This is a genomic window from Geodermatophilus tzadiensis (genome assembly GCF_003002915.1).
Classification (GTDB): domain Bacteria; phylum Actinomycetota; class Actinomycetes; order Mycobacteriales; family Geodermatophilaceae; genus Geodermatophilus; species Geodermatophilus tzadiensis.
Genome location: NZ_PVTG01000010.1, coordinates 127205 through 142648, shown reverse-complemented (window position 1 = coordinate 142648; position 15444 = coordinate 127205). Strand labels below are relative to the sequence as shown.

The 15444-nt window shown below is 74.8% G+C and carries 12 protein-coding genes and 1 tRNA gene; 9 read left to right on the top strand and 4 right to left on the bottom strand.

Annotation, left to right across the window (positions count from 1 at the left end; genetic code table 11):
* Positions 1 to 34 precede the first annotated feature (34 nt).
* On the top strand, positions 35 to 2218 hold the full coding sequence (locus tag LY71_RS14085; RefSeq protein WP_106278692.1) for a transglycosylase domain-containing protein: 2184 nt from the start codon (positions 35 to 37) through the stop codon (positions 2216 to 2218).
* 83 nt (positions 2219 to 2301) lie between these two features.
* On the opposite strand, the gene LY71_RS14080 is transcribed toward LY71_RS14085, so the two are convergent.
* On the bottom strand, positions 2302 to 2754 hold the full coding sequence (locus LY71_RS14080) for a GatB/YqeY domain-containing protein (RefSeq protein WP_106278555.1): 453 nt from the start codon (positions 2752 to 2754) through the stop codon (positions 2302 to 2304).
* Positions 2755 to 2815: 61 nt separating this feature from the next.
* On the opposite strand from LY71_RS14080, the gene LY71_RS14075 reads away from it, so the two are divergent.
* From LY71_RS14075 to LY71_RS14050, 6 genes are all read left to right on the top strand, one after another.
* A complete protein-coding gene (locus LY71_RS14075) occupies positions 2816 to 3724 on the top strand; it encodes a metallophosphoesterase (protein WP_106278553.1) in 909 nt (302 codons plus the stop codon).
* A 48-nt stretch (positions 3725 to 3772) separates the two neighbouring features.
* A tRNA-Pro gene (locus tag LY71_RS14070) sits at positions 3773 to 3846 on the top strand.
* A gap of 102 nt (positions 3847 to 3948) precedes the next feature.
* Positions 3949 to 5292 carry a hemolysin family protein gene (locus LY71_RS14065; protein ID WP_106278551.1) on the top strand — a complete coding sequence of 448 codons (1344 nt, stop codon included), beginning with the start codon at positions 3949 to 3951 and terminating at the stop codon, positions 5290 to 5292.
* Positions 5289 to 6392, top strand: coding sequence for a hemolysin family protein (locus LY71_RS14060; RefSeq protein ID WP_106278549.1), 1104 nt, complete (start codon positions 5289 to 5291; stop codon positions 6390 to 6392). The genes LY71_RS14065 and LY71_RS14060 overlap by 4 nt, the downstream gene beginning before the upstream one ends.
* An 84-nt stretch (positions 6393 to 6476) precedes the next feature.
* Positions 6477 to 7301, top strand: coding sequence for a phytanoyl-CoA dioxygenase family protein (locus LY71_RS14055; RefSeq protein ID WP_106278547.1), 825 nt, complete (start codon positions 6477 to 6479; stop codon positions 7299 to 7301).
* A gap of 79 nt (positions 7302 to 7380) precedes the next feature.
* Complete coding sequence (locus LY71_RS14050) at positions 7381 to 9198, top strand: S9 family peptidase (protein WP_106278545.1); 1818 nt, start codon at positions 7381 to 7383, stop codon at positions 9196 to 9198.
* On the opposite strand, the gene LY71_RS14045 is transcribed toward LY71_RS14050, so the two are convergent.
* Genes LY71_RS14045 through LY71_RS14035 form a run of 3 tightly spaced genes read right to left on the bottom strand, consistent with a single transcriptional unit; the run spans position 9131 to position 12754 of the window.
* Positions 9131 to 10414 carry a glycosyltransferase 87 family protein gene (locus LY71_RS14045; protein ID WP_146146148.1) on the bottom strand — a complete coding sequence of 428 codons (1284 nt, stop codon included), beginning with the start codon at positions 10412 to 10414 and terminating at the stop codon, positions 9131 to 9133. The two genes, LY71_RS14050 and LY71_RS14045, sit on opposite strands and share 68 nt — an antisense overlap.
* A gap of 19 nt (positions 10415 to 10433) precedes the next feature.
* Positions 10434 to 11489 carry an aspartate-semialdehyde dehydrogenase gene (locus tag LY71_RS14040; protein ID WP_106278541.1) on the bottom strand — a complete coding sequence of 352 codons (1056 nt, stop codon included), beginning with the start codon at positions 11487 to 11489 and terminating at the stop codon, positions 10434 to 10436.
* On the bottom strand, positions 11486 to 12754 hold the full coding sequence (locus LY71_RS14035) for an aspartate kinase (RefSeq protein WP_106278539.1): 1269 nt from the start codon (positions 12752 to 12754) through the stop codon (positions 11486 to 11488). Before LY71_RS14035 ends, LY71_RS14040 begins: the two co-directional genes overlap by 4 nt.
* Before the next feature lie 94 nt (positions 12755 to 12848).
* Here LY71_RS14035 and LY71_RS14030 point away from each other — a divergent pair, with 94 nt between their 5' ends.
* Both LY71_RS14030 and LY71_RS14025 read left to right on the top strand, forming a co-directional pair.
* Positions 12849 to 14441, top strand: a complete 1593-nt coding sequence (locus LY71_RS14030) for a phospholipase D family protein (protein ID WP_106278537.1) — start codon at positions 12849 to 12851, stop codon at positions 14439 to 14441.
* Between the two features lie 199 nt (positions 14442 to 14640).
* Complete coding sequence (locus tag LY71_RS14025) at positions 14641 to 15276, top strand: helix-turn-helix domain-containing protein (protein WP_106278535.1); 636 nt, start codon at positions 14641 to 14643, stop codon at positions 15274 to 15276.
* The last annotated feature ends 168 nt before the right edge of the window (positions 15277 to 15444 follow it).

Sequence of the window (15444 nt, the reverse complement as noted above, 5' to 3'; positions counted from 1 at the left end):
CTCGAGGCCTCCGCGCGCCGTACCCTTCCGGGTGATGTCGACTCCTGCCCGCGCCAGGGTTCTGGCCAAGCTCGCCCTGATGATCGTCGTCGCCGGCGCCCTCGTCGCGGGCGTGCTGGCGCCTGCCGTCGCCGGGGGCGGCATCGCCGCCCGCAACTCCGCCTCGCTGCTCGACGCGCTGCCGGTGGAGCTCACCGACGCCACCCCGGCGGGCAACTCCCGCGTGCTCGCCGCCGACGGCTCGCTGATCACGAACTTCTACGCCAACAACCGCACCGTGGCGACGGCCGACCAGATCGCCGACGTGATGAAGCAGGCGCTGGTCGACATCGAGGACTCGCGCTTCTACGAGCACAACGGCCTCGACGTGCAGGGCACGCTGCGCGCCGCGGTGACCAACGTCGCCGCGGGGTCGGTGCAGGAGGGCGGCTCGACGCTGACCCAGCAGCTGGTCAAGCAGACCCTGCTGGAGACCGCCGACACCCCGGAGGAGCGGCAGGCCGCCACCGAGCAGGACATCTCCCGCAAGCTGCGGGAGGCCCGGCTGGCGCTGGCGCTCGAGGAGACCTACCCGAAGGACGAGATCCTCACCCGGTACCTCAACATCGTGTACTTCGGGCAGGGCGCCTACGGCATCCAGGCCGCCGCCCAGAAGTACTTCAGCGTCAACGCCGCCGACCTCACGCTGCCGCAGGCGGCGATGCTGGCCGGCCTGGTGCAGAGCCCGGCCAACGACGACCCGATCACCAACCCGGAGAACGCGCAGACCCGCCGCAACCAGGTGCTGCAGCGGATGTTCGACCTCGGCCACATCACCGAGGCCGAGCTGACCGAGATCTCCGCCCAGCCGGTGCAGGTGGCGCCGGGCATCAACCCGCCCAACGGCTGCATCGACGCCGCCCTCGGCGGCTTCTTCTGTGCCTACCTGCAGGGCTACCTCACCGGCGTCCTCGGCATCAGCCAGGAGCAGCTGGACAACGGCGGGCTGACCATCCAGACGACGCTGGACCCGCAGCTGCAGGCCCTCGGCGACCAGGCCGTGCTGAGCACGCTGCCGATGGGCGACCAGCTCGCCGGCATGTTCACCGCCGTCCGCCCGGGCACCGGCGACGTGCTGGCGATGAGCGTCAACCGGCAGTTCGGCTGCTCGGAACCCCAGTGCGAGTCGGTCGTGCTGCACGCGGCGGCCAGCAAGGGCGCCGGGTCGACCTACAAGGTGTTCACCGCCGCCGCGGCGCTCGAGGCCGGCATCCCGGCCAGCACGGTGATCAGCACGCCGGGCAACCAGTACACCTCGCGGGTCTTCCGCGGCCCCTCCTGCGGCGGTGACCGCGAGCAGGGCGACGGCATGTACTGCGTGCAGAACGTGGGCAACTACCCCGACACCCTGGACATGGTCGGCGCGCTGGTCCGCTCCTCGAACACCTACTTCCTCGCGCTGGAGGACCGCCTCGGCAGCGTCGAGGGCCCGGTGCGCATGGCCGAGCGGATGGGCATGAACTTCGACCAGCCCACCCAGAACTCGGCGGACGAGATCATCGACGGCAACTTCGGCTCGTTCACCCTCGGCGCCGAGGCCACCAGCCCGCTGGACCTGGTGACCGCCTACGCCACGCTCGGCGCGCAGGGCACCCAGTGCGACCCGGTGCCGGTGGTGCAGGTGCTCGACCGCGCCGGCCAGCCGCTCACCCGCGAGGACGGCCAGCCGGTGGTCACCGACGGCAGCAACTGCACGCCGGAGGCGATCCCGCCGAACATCGCCAACACGCTGGCCAACATCCTCGTCGGCGACACCGCCAGCCCCGAGGGCACCGGCCAGAACGCCAACATCCCCGGCCGCGCGATCGCCGGCAAGACCGGCACCTCGCAGGGCCGGGACTCGGTGGCCTTCGTCGGGGTCATGCCCGAGTACGCCGCCAGCGTCATGGTGTTCAACCCCAAGCAGCAGCAGGACGTCGGGGGCTTCGGCGGCAACATGCCGGCCACCATCTTCCGCGACACCTTCACGCCCTACCTGGCCGACAAGCCCACCTCGCCGTTCCCGCCGAGCGACCCGGCGCTGCTGGGCCCGGCGCCGGCCCCCGCTCCGGCCCCGGCCCCGGCTCCGCAGGCCGGTGGCGGCGGCGCAAACGACGGCGGGGACGACGACGGCGGCGGGGACGACGGCGGCGGCCGCGGCAACTGGGGCGGCGGCAACGGCGGCGGCCGCGGCAACTGAGGAAGGGCCCTCCTGCCCCCCACCCCTCGCTCCGCTGGGGGCGGGCTCCTGCAGGAGGGCCGCCCGCAGGAGGCAGGTACTCCTCAGCCGAGCTGGCGGCGGACCTCCGCGGCCACCCGGGAGCCGTCGGCGCGGCCGGCCACCTCGGCGTTGGCCGCGCCCATGACCCGGCCCATGTCCTTCATGCCGGTGGCGCCGGTGCGGGTGACGACGTCGGCGACCAGGGCGGCGAGGTCGGCGTCGTCGAGCTGCGCGGGCAGGTAACCGGCCACGACCTCGCCCTCGGCGCGCTCCCGCTCGGCCTGCTCGGCGCGGCCGGCGGCGCCGAACGCCTCGGCCGCCTCGCGGCGCCGCTTGGCCTCCCGGCGCAGCACCGCCAGCACGTCGTCGTCGGAGAGCTCCCGGGCCTCCTTGCCGGCGACCTCCTCCGCGCTGACCGCGGCGAGCACCATCCGCAGCGTCGCGGTGCGCAGCTCGTCGCGGGACTTCATGGCACTGGTCAGGTCGGCGCGGAGCCGGTCCTTGAGGGCGGACACGGCCCCAGCCTGGCACGACGGGCAAGCACCCCGGTCCTGCCCGGCCCGTACCCTCGGCGCCGTGCGCTGGTACACGCTGCCCACGGCCGCCGTCGCGGCGGGCACCACGACGTTGGCCTACGCCTCGCTGTACGAGCGCACCCGGTGGACGCTGCGCCGCTTCGACGTCCCGGTGCTGGCGCCCGGCTCCGCGCCGCTCACCGTGCTGCACCTGTCGGACCTGCACATGACCGCCGGCCAGCGCTCGAAGCAGGAGTGGGTGGCCGCGCTGGCCGAGCTCGAGCCCGACCTCGTCGTCGACACCGGGGACAACCTGGCCGGCGTGGACGCCGTCGGCCCGACGCTGCGCGCCCTGGACCCGCTGCTGGACCTGCCCGGCGCGTTCGTGACGGCGTCCAACGACTACTTCGCGCCGCGGCCGAAGAACCCGGTCAGCTACCTCACCCGCAGCCACAAGCGGGTGCACGGCCAGGAGCTGCCCTGGCGCGACCTGCGTGACGGCCTGACCGCCCGCGGCTGGCTGGACCTCACCAACGCCGCCGGCGAGCTCACCGTGGCCGGACGGCGGATCTCCTTCGCCGGCGTCGACGACTCGCACCTGCAGCGCGACCGCTACGACCTCGTCGAGGGGCCGGCCGACCCGACCGCCGACCTGCGCGTCGGCCTGGCGCACTCCCCCGAGCCCCGGGTGCTCGACCGGTTCGCCGGCGACGGCTACGACCTGCTGCTGTGCGGGCACACCCACGGCGGGCAGCTGCGCATCCCGCTCTACGGCGCGCTGGTGACCAACTGCGGCATCGACCGGGCCCGCGCCCGCTGGCTGCACCGCTGGGCGCAGCCCTCGCCCGGCCGCCCGAACGGCACCTGGCTGCACGTCTCGGCGGGGCTCGGCACCAGCCCGTACGCGCCGGCCCGCTTCGCCTGCCCGCCCGAGGCGACGCTGCTCACGCTCACCCCGCGGCAGTCGTGACCCGGCGCCGGGCCGGCGGCGCGGCTCGGCTACAGTGGTCCCGGCACCCGGGGTGTGGCGCAGCTTGGTAGCGCGCGTCGTTCGGGACGACGAGGCCGCAGGTTCAAATCCTGTCACCCCGACTCCCGCTCAGGGGCCGCCTTCGGGCGGCCCCTGAGTCGTATCCGGGCCAGGATCGCCCGTTCCCGGTTGGGGAGCCCCCGTGGCGGGCACCGGGGAGCCCGATGACCGAGTGGTTGCTCCTCCTCGCCGCCGTGGTGCTCACCGCACTCACCGGCTTCTTCGTCGCCGCCGAGTTCTCGCTCACCACCGTCGACCGCGGGCGCGCCGAGGAGGCCGCCCGGGCCGGTGACGCGGGTGCCGGCAGCGTGGTGACCGCGCTCAAGTCGCTGTCCACGCAGCTCTCGGCCGCCCAGCTGGGCATCACCCTCACCACGCTGGTGGTCGGCTACCTCGCCGAGCCCGCCCTCGGCCAGCTGCTGCGCGGCCCGCTGGAGGCCGTCGGCCTGTCCGGTGGCGCGGTCACCGCGGTCTCCTACGGCCTGGCGCTGGCGCTGGCCACCACGCTGCAGATGCTGCTCGGCGAGCTCGGCCCCAAGAACCTCGCCATCGCCGACCCCCTGGGCACCGCCAAGGTCGTGGCGCCGGGCATGCGGGCGTTCACCGCCGTCGCCGGGTTCGTCGTCAACGCGCTGCAGCGGCTGGCCAACGCCATCGTGCGGCGGCTGGGCTTCGAGCCGCGCGAGGAGCTCGACTCCGCCCGCGGCGCCGACGAGCTGGCCGCGGTGGCCCGCCGCTCGGCCGAGGAGGGCGACCTCTCCCCCGTCGCCGCCCGGCTGCTGGAGCGCTCGCTGGACCTGCGGCAGAAGTACGCCACCGACGTCATGACCCCGCGCACCCGGCTGTGGACGCTGCGGGCCAGCGCCACGGCGGCCGACGTGCTGGCCGCGGCCACCGAGTCGGGCAACTCGCGCTTCCCCGTCTACGGCTCCGACCTCGACGAGGTGACCGGGGTGGTGCACGTCAAGCGCGCGGTCGCCGTCCCCGAGGCCGAACGGGAGCGGCGCACCGCCGGCGAGCTGGCCGACCCCGTGCTCGCCGTCCCCTCGTCCCTCCGGCTGGAACGGCTGCTGGACCTGCTGCGCGAGCAGGGCCTGCAGATCGCGCTGGTGGTCGACGAGTGGGGCGCCACGCACGGCGTGGTGACGCTGGAGGACATCGTCGAGGAGCTGGTCGGCGAGATCACCGACGAGACCGACCGTCCGCTGCGCACGCTGCGCCGGGTCGACGACGGGCGCTGGCTGCTGTCGGGGCTGCTGCGCCCCGACGAGGTGCTCGAGCGCACCGGCATCCCGGTGCCCGAGGGCCGCTACGAGACGCTGGCCGGCTACCTCGCCGAGGAGCTGCAGCGGCTGCCCGAGGTGGGCGACACCGTGGAGCTCGACGGCGCCCGGCTCACCGTCGAGACGCTGGACGGACGGCGGGTGTCACGGGTGCGGGCCGAGCGGACGGTGTTCCTGCCCCCCGGTGCGACGGCCTCCCGGGTGCGGGCGGAGGTGGCGGCGTGAGCGACGTCGTCAGCCTGCTGATCCTGGTGGGCCTGCTGCTGGGCAACGCGTTCTTCGTGGCCGCGGAGTTCGCGCTGGTCTCGGCCCGGGTGGACCAGATCGAGCCGCGCGTCGCGGAGGGCTCCCCCCGGGCGGTCAAGACGCTCGCCGCGATGCGCAACGTCTCGCAGAACATGGCCGGCGCGCAGCTGGGCATCACGCTGTGCTCGCTGGGCCTGGGCGCCGTCGGCGAGCCCGCGGTGGCCCACCTGATCGAGGCGCCGCTGCACGCGCTGCACGTCCCCGACGCGCTGCTGCACCCGATCGCGCTGGTCATCGCCCTGTCGATCGTGACCGTGCTGCACATGGTGCTCGGCGAGATGGTGCCCAAGAACATCACCATCGCCGGGCCCGACCGCGCGGCCATGGTGCTCGGCCCGGCGCTGGCCGGCTTCACCCGGCTGCTCAAGCCGGCGATCTGGTTCTTCAACACCACGGCCAACGCCTTCGTGCGGCTCTTCGGCGCGACGCCCACCGACGAGGTGGCGGCCAGCTTCGACGAGACCGAGATCCGCTCGATGATCACCCAGTCGCGGCGGGAGGGCCTGCTGGGCACCGAGGTCAGCGAGCTGGCCGCCGGGGCGCTGCAGTTCGAGCAGCACGCCGTCGAGGACGTGGTGCTGCCGATGGACACCGTGGTCACCGTGCCGCGCTCCACCACGCCGCGTCAGCTGGAGGCCGTCGTCGCCGACCACGGCTTCAGCCGCTACCCGGTGCAGGAGGACGACGGCCGCCTGAGCGGCTTCGTGCACGTCAAGGACGTGCTGGGCATCGGCCCGGAGAGCCGCGACCGGCCGATCCCCGAGGAGCACGTCACCCCGCTGGTGCCGCTGGCGCCGGGCACCAAGCTGCCCGAGGTGCTCGCCGAGATGCGCGCGCAGGGGGCGCACCTGGGCGGCGTCGTCGCCGACCGGCGGACGGTGGGCCTGGTGGCGCTGGAGGACGTGCTCGAGCTGCTGATCGGCGACGTCCGCGACGCCGCGGCCGAGCACACCCGCGCGCTGGCCGCGCGGGGCGGCCGGAGCGGGTCCCCGGCCGGGGCGGGCGCCGGGGGACGCTGAGGCGGGGCCGCACCGGCGCAGGGACGCCGCACCGAGGGGAGGACGGACACGAGCACGGACGCATCCACCGACAGCGGGGACAGCGTGCCCACGGCCGACGCCGTCGACGGGGCCGCCATCCGCGACGCCCTGTACACCGACGGGATCACCGCGCTGCGGGGGGCCTTCCCGCGCGCCTGGGTGCAGCAGCTGCGCGAGGACGTGGACGCCGCCTTCGAGGAGGCGCGCGGCCGCGAGGGCGGCGCCGTCGGCCGCGGGCCGAACCGCTGGTACGTGGAGATCCACCCCGAGGCGCTGCGCGGGTTCGTCGACCTCGTCGAGCACCCCTGGGTGCGGGCGACCTGCGAGGCCGTCCTCGGACCGGACCACACGATCGTCGAGGTGGGCTTCGACACGCCGTTCCCCGGCGCGGAGGACCAGCCCTGGCACCGGGACTTCCCCAGCCCGCGGGAGACGCGGGAGGAGCACCGCCTGACGTCGCTCGCCTTCAACGTGACCACGGTCGACACGACGGAGGACATGGGTCCCTTCGAGGTCGCGCCGGGGACGCAGTGGGAGACCGGCGAGGACTTCGACCACGGGATGTTCCCGCCGAGGTCCGAGTACGGCCGCTACGAGGCACTCGCCGTCCGCAAGTACCCGCAGATGGGCGACATCTCGGTCCGCTCCGCCCTGACGCTGCACCGCGGGACGCAGAACCGCTCGCAGCTCTCCCGCCCGGTGCTCGTCCTCGGCGTCGACGCCCCCGGGGCCGGCAACGCCGAGCACCACGACCTCGCCGTGACCCGGGAGTACTGGGCGCAGCTCCCCCCGAGGGTGCGCGACCACCTCAGCTGCCCCGTGGTCGAGGAACTCCGGCCGATCACGCAGAAGCACACGATCGAGGGCCTGGTGATGGGCGAGGCCTGAGGCACCGGACCGGAGGGGCGCTCCCGGCGCCGGGGCGGTCGGTCCCGGCGCGCTCGGCGGGTACGGGCACGATGGGCCGGTGAACGCCGAGCCCGCCGCCCCCGAGACCGCCGCCCTCCCGCCCGAGGTCACCGCCCGCTGGCAGGCCCGGTTCCGCGCGCCCCGCGTGAGCCTGCCCGACTGGGCGCTGCACGCCCCGCAGCGCAACCTGTACGCCTCCGACGTCAGCGGCGTCGTCGAGCAGTACGCCTGGGACCGCACCACCGACGCCCACCGCCAGGTCACCGACCGGCCCAACGGCACGCTGATCGGCACGCTGTCGCCCGACGGCGAGACCATCTGGTGGTTCGCCGACACCGACGGCGACGAGTTCGGCGTCTGGATGGTGCAGCCCTTCGCCGGCGGCGAGGACCGGGCCGCCGTGCCCGAGGTCGGGCCCGCCTACCCGGCCGGGCTGGAGATCGGCGCGTCGCTGGTGGCGGTCGGCCGGTCCACCGACGACGGCAGCGAGCTGTGGCTGGCGCCCGCGGGCGGCACGCCGCGGGTGGTCTACCGGCACGCCGACCCGGCGTCGGTGGACGCGCTCACCCTCGACGACGAGCTGCTGGTGATCTCGCACTCCGAGCACGGCGACCCGCGCTACCCGGCGCTGCGGGTGCTGCGCACCGCGACCACCACCGAGGACGCGCCCGACGTGGTGGCCGAGAAGTGGGACGGCGAGGGCCGCGGCCTGCACGCGCTGGAGTTCGCGCCGCTGCCCGGCGACCGGCGGCTGCTCGTCGGCCACGAGCGCCGCGGCCGGGAGGAGCTGCTGGTCTGGGACGTCGCCGACGGCACCGAGACCGAGATCGTCCTCGACCTGCCCGGCGACGTGACCGCCGGCTGGTACCCCGACGGGTCGGCGCTGCTGGTCGGTCACGACCACGCCGCCCGCAGCGAGCTCTACCGCTACGACCTGGCCACCGGGACGCTGGAGCGGCTGGACACCCCGACCGGCGTCGTCCGGGGGGCCACCGCCCGGCCCGACGGCACGGTCGAGCTCGCCTGGTCGTCGTCGGAGCGGCCCCCGGTCATCCGCCGCGCCGACGGGCCCGTGGTGCTCGCCGCGCCCGGCGAGGAGCCGCCCGCGGCCCACCCGGTGGAGGACCGCTGGGTGCCCGGCCCGGGCGGGGACGTGCACGCGCTCGTCGTCCGGCCGGCCGGCCCGGCCCCGTACGCCACCGCCTTCCTCGTGCACGGCGGTCCCGAGGCCGCCGACGACGACTCCTACCGCGCCCGCCGCGCCGCCTACGTGGACGCCGGGTACGCGGTCGTGCACGTCAACTACCGCGGTTCCACCGGCTACGGCAGCGCCTGGCGCGACGCGCTGACCGGCCGGCCCGGGCTGACCGAGCTCGAGGACGTCGCCGCGGTGTACGACGCGCTGGCCGCCGAGGGCTTCCTCGACCCCGCGCGCGCGGTGCTCACCGGCGGCTCGTGGGGCGGCTTCCTCACCCTGCTGGGCCTGGGCACCCAGCCGGAGCGGTGGGCCGCGGGCATCGCCGAGGTGCCGGTGGCCGACTACCTGGCCGCCTACGAGGACGAGATGGAGGGCCTGCGGGCCTACGACCGGGCGCTGTTCGGCGGCTCGCCGGAGGAGGTGCGCGACGTCTACGTGCGCTCCTCGCCGATCACCTACGTCGAGGACGTCGCCGCGCCGGTGCTCGTGGTGGCCGGCGCCAACGACCCCCGCTGCCCCATCCGGCAGATCGACAACTACCTGGGCCGGCTGCAGGAGCTCGGCAAGCCCCACGAGGTGTACCGCTTCGACGCCGGCCACGGCTCCCTGGTCATCGAGGAGACGATCCGGCAGGTGGAGACGGCGCTGTCGTTCGCGCTGCGGCACGTCCGGCCCTGACCGGCAGCGCCACCACCACGGCGAGGGTCAGCAGCAGCCAGAGGTCCTCGACGAGCAGGCCGGCGACGCCGAGGTCGTGGTGGTGGCCGGGGTCGGCCTCGGCGAACCAGATCGCCGAGGAGGCCAGCACCACCGTGGTGACGGCGGCCAGCGTCCCGGCCGCGGCGCGGGAGCGGGCCTGCCACCGGCCCGGGGCGGTCGGGGTGCCCGCGGCGACGTCGACGAGGACCACCAGCGCCGGCACCAGCCAGACGAAGTGGTGCGACCAGGAGATCGGGCTGACCAGGCACGCGGCCAGCCCGGTGAGCGCCACCCCGGCCAGGTCGTCACCGGCCCGCGCCACCCGCACCGCGCGGGCCACGACGGCGACCAGGACGACGACGGCGGCCAGCAGCCAGAGCAGCCGCGGCGGGTCGGCCGGGTCGGTGAGCCGGGCCAGGCCGCCCAGCAGCGACTGGTTGGAGGTCTTGTCCGGCCGGCCGACGCGCTCGGTCTGCCACAGCGTCTGCGTCCAGAACCGCCACGACGTCGCCGGCGCCACCGCGAACGCCAGCAGGGTGGCCGCCGCCGTGGTGGCCGTGGCGACCCCCGCCGCGCGCCGCCGTCCGGTGAGCAGCAGGTACACGACGAACAGGCCGGGGGTCAGCTTCACCGCCGCGGCCAGGCCGGTGCCCACCCCCGCCCAGCGGGAGCCCCGGCGCAGCGCCGCGACGTCGGCCAGCACCAGCGCGGCGAGCAGCAGGTTGACCTGCCCGTAGCCGATCGTCTCCCGCACCGGCTCGAGCACGAACAGCACCGGCAGCGCGGCCAGCCACGCGGACGGCAGCGGCCAGCCGTGCCGCCGGGCCAGCGGGGTGACCAGCCACCAGGTCAGCCCGGTCAGGACGGCGAGGTTGAGCAGCGTGTGCCCGGCCGCCACGGCGGCGGGGGGCAGCAGCGCCATCGGCGCCACCAGCAGCGCGGCGAACGGCGGGTAGGTGAACCCGTAGGGGGTGCGGCCGTAGGTGTAGTCGTAGAGCGGCCGGCCCTCCAGCCACGAGGCGACCGCGCCCCGGTAGACCCGCAGGTCGAAGAAGTCGTGCCAGGGGTCGTTGGGCACCACCACCGAGACGACGGCGGCGAGCGCGACCAGGGCCAGCACGACCCCCGCCTGCGCGGCGACCCGGACCGCGCCGACCCGGGACGCGGCGGCCCGGGGGCGGGTCCTGCGGCGCACCGGGCCGCCGTCGCGCGGGCTAGCGGCGCCGGTCGAGCAGCAGTTCGGCGATCTGCACCGTGTTGAGCGCGGCACCCTTGCGCAGGTTGTCGTTGCTGACGAACAGCGCCAGGCCGCGGCCGTCGTCGACACCGAGGTCCTGCCGGATGCGGCCGACGTAGCTGGGGTCCTGACCGGCCGCCTGCAGCGGGGTCGGCACGTCGGTGAGCTGCACGCCGGGCGCGGCGGAGAGCAGCTCGGTGGCCCGCTCGGCCGACAGCGGCCGGGCGAACTCGACGTTGAGCGACAGCGAGTGGCCGGTGAAGACCGGCACCCGCACGCAGGTGCCCGAGACCCGCAGGTCGGGGATGTCGAGGATCTTGCGGCTCTCGTTGCGGAGCTTCTGCTCCTCGTCGGTCTCGGACGAACCGTCGTCGACCACCGAGCCCGCCATCGGCAGCACGTTGAACGCGATCGGCCGCACGTACTTCTGCGGCTCCGGGAAGGCCACGGCCGCGCCGTCGTGGGTGAGCTCGGCGGCCTTGTCGACGACGGCCCGGACCTGCGAGTCGAGCTCCTCGACGCCCGCGATGCCGCTGCCCGACACGGCCTGGTAGGTGCTGGCCACGATGCGGACCAGCCCCGCCTCGTCGTGCAGTGGCCGCAGCACCGGCATCGCGGCCATCGTGGTGCAGTTCGGGTTGGCGACGATCCCCTTCGGGATGCTGTCGAGGGCGTGCGGGTTGACCTCGCTGACGACCAGGGGGACGTCGGGGTCGCGCCGCCACGCCGAGCTGTTGTCGATCACCGTGACGCCCGCCGCGGCGAACCGCGGGGCCTGCGCCCGGGAGGTCGACGCGCCCGCGGAGAAGATGGCGATGTCGAGGCCGGCGGGGTCGGCGGTGGCGGCGTCCTCGACGGTGATCTCGCCGTCCGCCCAGGGCAGGGTGCTGCCGGCGGAGCGGGCGGAGGCGAAGAAGCGCAGCTCGGCCAGCGGGAACCGCCGGTCGGCGAGCAGCCGCCGCACCACGGCGCCGACCTGGCCGGTCGCGCCGACGATCCCGACCCGCAGGCCGTCCCCACTCGTACTGGTCATCGTCCGGTCCCTCCGTAGACCACGGCCTCGGCCTCCTCGGTGCCCAGGTCGAAGGCGTCGTGCACGGCGCGGACGGCGACGTCCACGTCGGTGTCGCGGCAGACCACCGAGATGCGGATCTCGGAGGTGCTGATCAGCTCGAGGTTGACGCCGGCGTCGGCCAGGGCGCCGAAGAAGCGGGCCGACACGCCGGGGTGGCTGCGCATGCCGGCGCCGACCAGGCTGACCTTGCCGATGTGCTGGTCGAAGCGGACGTCGGTGTAGCCGACGGTGTGCTTGACCTTCTCCAGCGCCGCGATGGCCGCCGGACCGTCGCTCTTGGGCAGCGTGAAGGAGATGTCGGCGAGCTTGCTGGCCTCGGCCGAGACGTTCTGCACGATCATGTCGATGTTGATCTCGGCGTCGGCGAGCACGCGGAAGAGCTGCGCGGCCTCGCCCGGGCGGTCCGGGACGCCGTAGACGGTGATCTTGCCCTCGCTGCGGTCGTGCGCGACGCCGGTGATGATCGCCTGTTCCACGCTGAGGTCCTCCATCGAGCCGGTCACGACGGTGCCGGGGAGCTGTGAGTAGGAGCTGCGGACGTGCACGGGGATGCCGTAGCGGCGGGCGTACTCGACGCAGCGCAGCATGAGCACCTTCGCGCCGGAGGCGGCCAGCTCGAGCATCTCCTCGTAGGTGACCGTCTCCAGCCGCCGGGCGTTGGGCACGATCCGCGGGTCGGCGGTGAAGACCCCGTCGACGTCGGTGTAGATCTCGCAGACGTCGGCCCGCAGCGCCGCGGCGACGGCGACCGCGGTGGTGTCCGAGCCGCCGCGGCCGAGCGTGGTGATGTCCTTGGTGTCCTGGCTGACGCCCTGGAAGCCCGCGACGATGACGATCGAGCCCTCGTCGAGCGCGGAGCGCAGCCGGCCGGGCGTGACGTCGATGATCCGCGCCTTGCCGTGGCTGGAGGTGGTGATCACCCCGGCCTGCGAGCCGGTGAACGACCGGGCCTCGTAGCCGTGGGTGCTGATCGCGATGGCCAGCAGCGCCATGGAGATCCGCTCGCCCGCGGTGAGCAGCATGTCGAGCTCGCGGCCGGGCGGCTCGTCGGTGATCTGGCTGGCCTGGTCGAGCAGCTCGTCGGTGGTGTCACCCATCGCGGAGACGACCACGACGACGTCGTTGCCGGCCTCCTTCTCCGCGACGATGCGCTGCGCGACGCGCTTGACGTGGGCGGCGGAGGCCACGGAGGAGCCACCGTACTTCTGCACGACGAGGGCCACGGGGCATGAGGCTACCGATGGGTGCGCGGGATCCCGTGCTCACGTCCGGTCGCACCCCGTTGCGTCGCCCCGCCGCGCGCGATGTGATCAAGCGGTGACCGACCCCGAGGACTGGCTGCTCAGCGCCGAGGAACGGGGGAACCCGGCGACCGACCTGCCCGCCTACACCGAGGGCAACCTCGCCGTGCCGCTGCTGCACGGGTCCGCCTACTTCGACCGGCTCGTCGAGTGCGTCGAGGGGCTCGACGAGGGCGACCACCTGTTCTTCACCGACTGGCGGGGCGATCCCGACCAGCTGCTGCGCCCCGGCGGGCCGACGGTGGCGCAGCTGTTCACCGAGGCGGTGCGCCGCGGCGTGACCGTCCGAGGCCTGGTGTGGCGCTCCCACCTGGACGCGGCGTCGTTCTCCAAGGAGGAGAACCGCGCCCTCGACCGCGAGGTCGAGCACGGCGGCGGCGAGGTCATCCTCGACCAGCGGGTGCGCCGGCTGGGCAGCCACCACCAGAAGTTCGTCGTCTGCCGGCACGACCAGGACCCGACGAAGGACGTCGCCTTCGTCGGCGGCATCGACCTGTGCCACAGCCGCCGCGACGACGCCGACCACCGCGGCGACCCCCAGGCGGTGGCGATGGCCTCGGCCTACGGCCCGACGCCGCCGTGGCACGACGTCCAGCTGGAGCTGCGCGGGCCGGCGGTGCAGGTGCTCGACACCGTGTTCCGCGAGCGCTGGGACGACCCGAACAGCCCCGACACCGACCACCCGATCGCGTGGATCCGGGACAAGCTGCACCACGCCCGGCTGGAGGGCGACCCGCTGCCGCCGCAGCTGCCGGCACCCCCGCCGGCCGGGCCGCACCTGGTGCAGAACCTGCGCACCTACCCGGCCATCCGCCCGCCGTACCGGTTCGCGCCGCAGGGCGAGCGCTCGGTGGCCCGGGGGTACTCCAAGGCGATCAAGCGGGCCCGCCGGCTGGTGTACCTGGAGGACCAGTACATGTGGTCGGGCGAGGTGGCGCGGCTGTTCGCCGAGGCGCTGGCCGCCCATCCGGAGCTGCACCTGGTGGTCGTGGTCCCCCGCGTCCCCGACCAGGAGGGTGCCTTCGCCGAGCGGCCGCAGTACGTGGGGCGCTGGCAGGCGATCGAGATGTGCCGCCGGGCCGGGCGCGACCGGGTGCACGTGTTCGACGTGGAGAACCACGAGGGCACCCCGGTGTACGTGCACGCGAAGGTGTGCGTGGTCGACGACGTGTGGGCCAGCGTCGGCAGCGACAACTTCAACCGCCGCTCGTGGACGCACGACAGCGAGCTGTCCAGCGCCGTCCTGGACACCACGCTCGACCCCCGCGAGCCGCGCGACCCCTCCGGCGTCGGCGACGGCGCCCGCACCTTCGCCCGCGACCTGCGGCTGGCGCTGGGCCGCGAGCACACCGACCGGGCCGCCGACGGCAGCGAGGACGGCGACCTGGTCGACCCCGCCGCGTTCGTGGCCACGCTCGAGGCCGCCGCCGACGAGCTGGACGCCTGGCACGACGGCGGCTGCCGCGGCCCGCGCCCCCGTGGGCGGCTGCGCCACCACCGTCCCGAGAAGCTGTCCCGCGTCGCCCGCCTCTGGGCCACGCCGGTCTACCGCCTGGTCGACGACCCCGACGGCCGGCCCCTGCGCCTCCGCCTCCGCGGCGACTTCTGACCCTGCGGGGGCCGGAGCCACCACGTCCTCCTGAGCCATGTCGTGCTCTGCCCCGCCCCTGTGAGCAGAGCACGAGGGAGGGCGCACTCCCTACCACCGGGAGGCTCGTGCTCTGCCCCGCCCCTGTGGGCAGAGCACGACTGTCCCCAGGCGGACACGCCCCCTCCCTCCTGGCCGTCGGGCGTCGGAGGCTCGGGACGTGACCGACGTCGACATCCCCGGCCTCCTCCGGCGCATCCGCCGGGCAGCTGACTGGTCCCAGCGCGACCTGGCGAGAGCCTGCGGTCTGTCGAAGTCCACGGTCGCGGCGATCGAGAGCGGTCAGCGCGAGGTGGGTGCTCGACTGCTGTCCCGCATGGCGGGCCTGGCCGGGTTGCGGCTCGTGCTGGTGGACGCCGAGGGCACCGAGGTCGCACCGATGGACGCGGACGCCGTCCGGGACGAGGGTGGGCGGCGCTATCCGGCTCACCTCGACACCCGGCACGGCGACGAGGGCTGGTGGCACGGCCCGCACCGGTACGACCGGCCGCCGGTCACCTACACGTTCACCCGGGACCGCCGGCACCGCGACGACGTCCGGAGGCTCCGCGGGACACCCCCGGACCACCAGCGACCGCAGCCGGGGGACGGCCTGGCCGAGCGGGCGGCGGCGCGGCGCGCGGCGGCCCGGCAGGCCCGGGAGGAGGAACGCCGACGGCGTCTGGAGGTCGGGGAGCTCGCGCCGGCCGAGCTGGGCTTCGACTGCTCGTGCCCGCCCGCGTGCGACGAGCTCGACGACCGGTCGGGGCCGCCGAGGCACGCCGGGGACTGCGACTGTGGCTGTGACCTGAGCTGACCCGCTGCTACCGTGGTCGTCGTGCGCGGCAGCCTCCTGCTTACCCGCCGCGGCGAGGCCCTCTCCTAGGTCGGCCCCCTCGCCGCGGAGTCCTGCCGCGACGTGAGCGCGTCTCAGGCGTCTGCTGACCGCCCCCAGGAGCGACAGTCCAGCCCGCGCCAGAGGAGT

Bases quoted from the DNA above. Each gene is read 5' to 3' on its own strand.
- LY71_RS14065 (WP_106278551.1), top strand. From the start codon at position 3,949: ATGACCGAGTGGTTGCTCCTCCTCGCCGCCGTGGTGCTCACCGCACTC.
- LY71_RS14040 (WP_106278541.1), bottom strand. From the start codon at position 11,489: ATGACCAGTACGAGTGGGGACGGCCTGCGGGTCGGGATCGTCGGCGCG.
- LY71_RS14085 (WP_106278692.1), top strand. From the start codon at position 35: ATGTCGACTCCTGCCCGCGCCAGGGTTCTGGCCAAGCTCGCCCTGATG.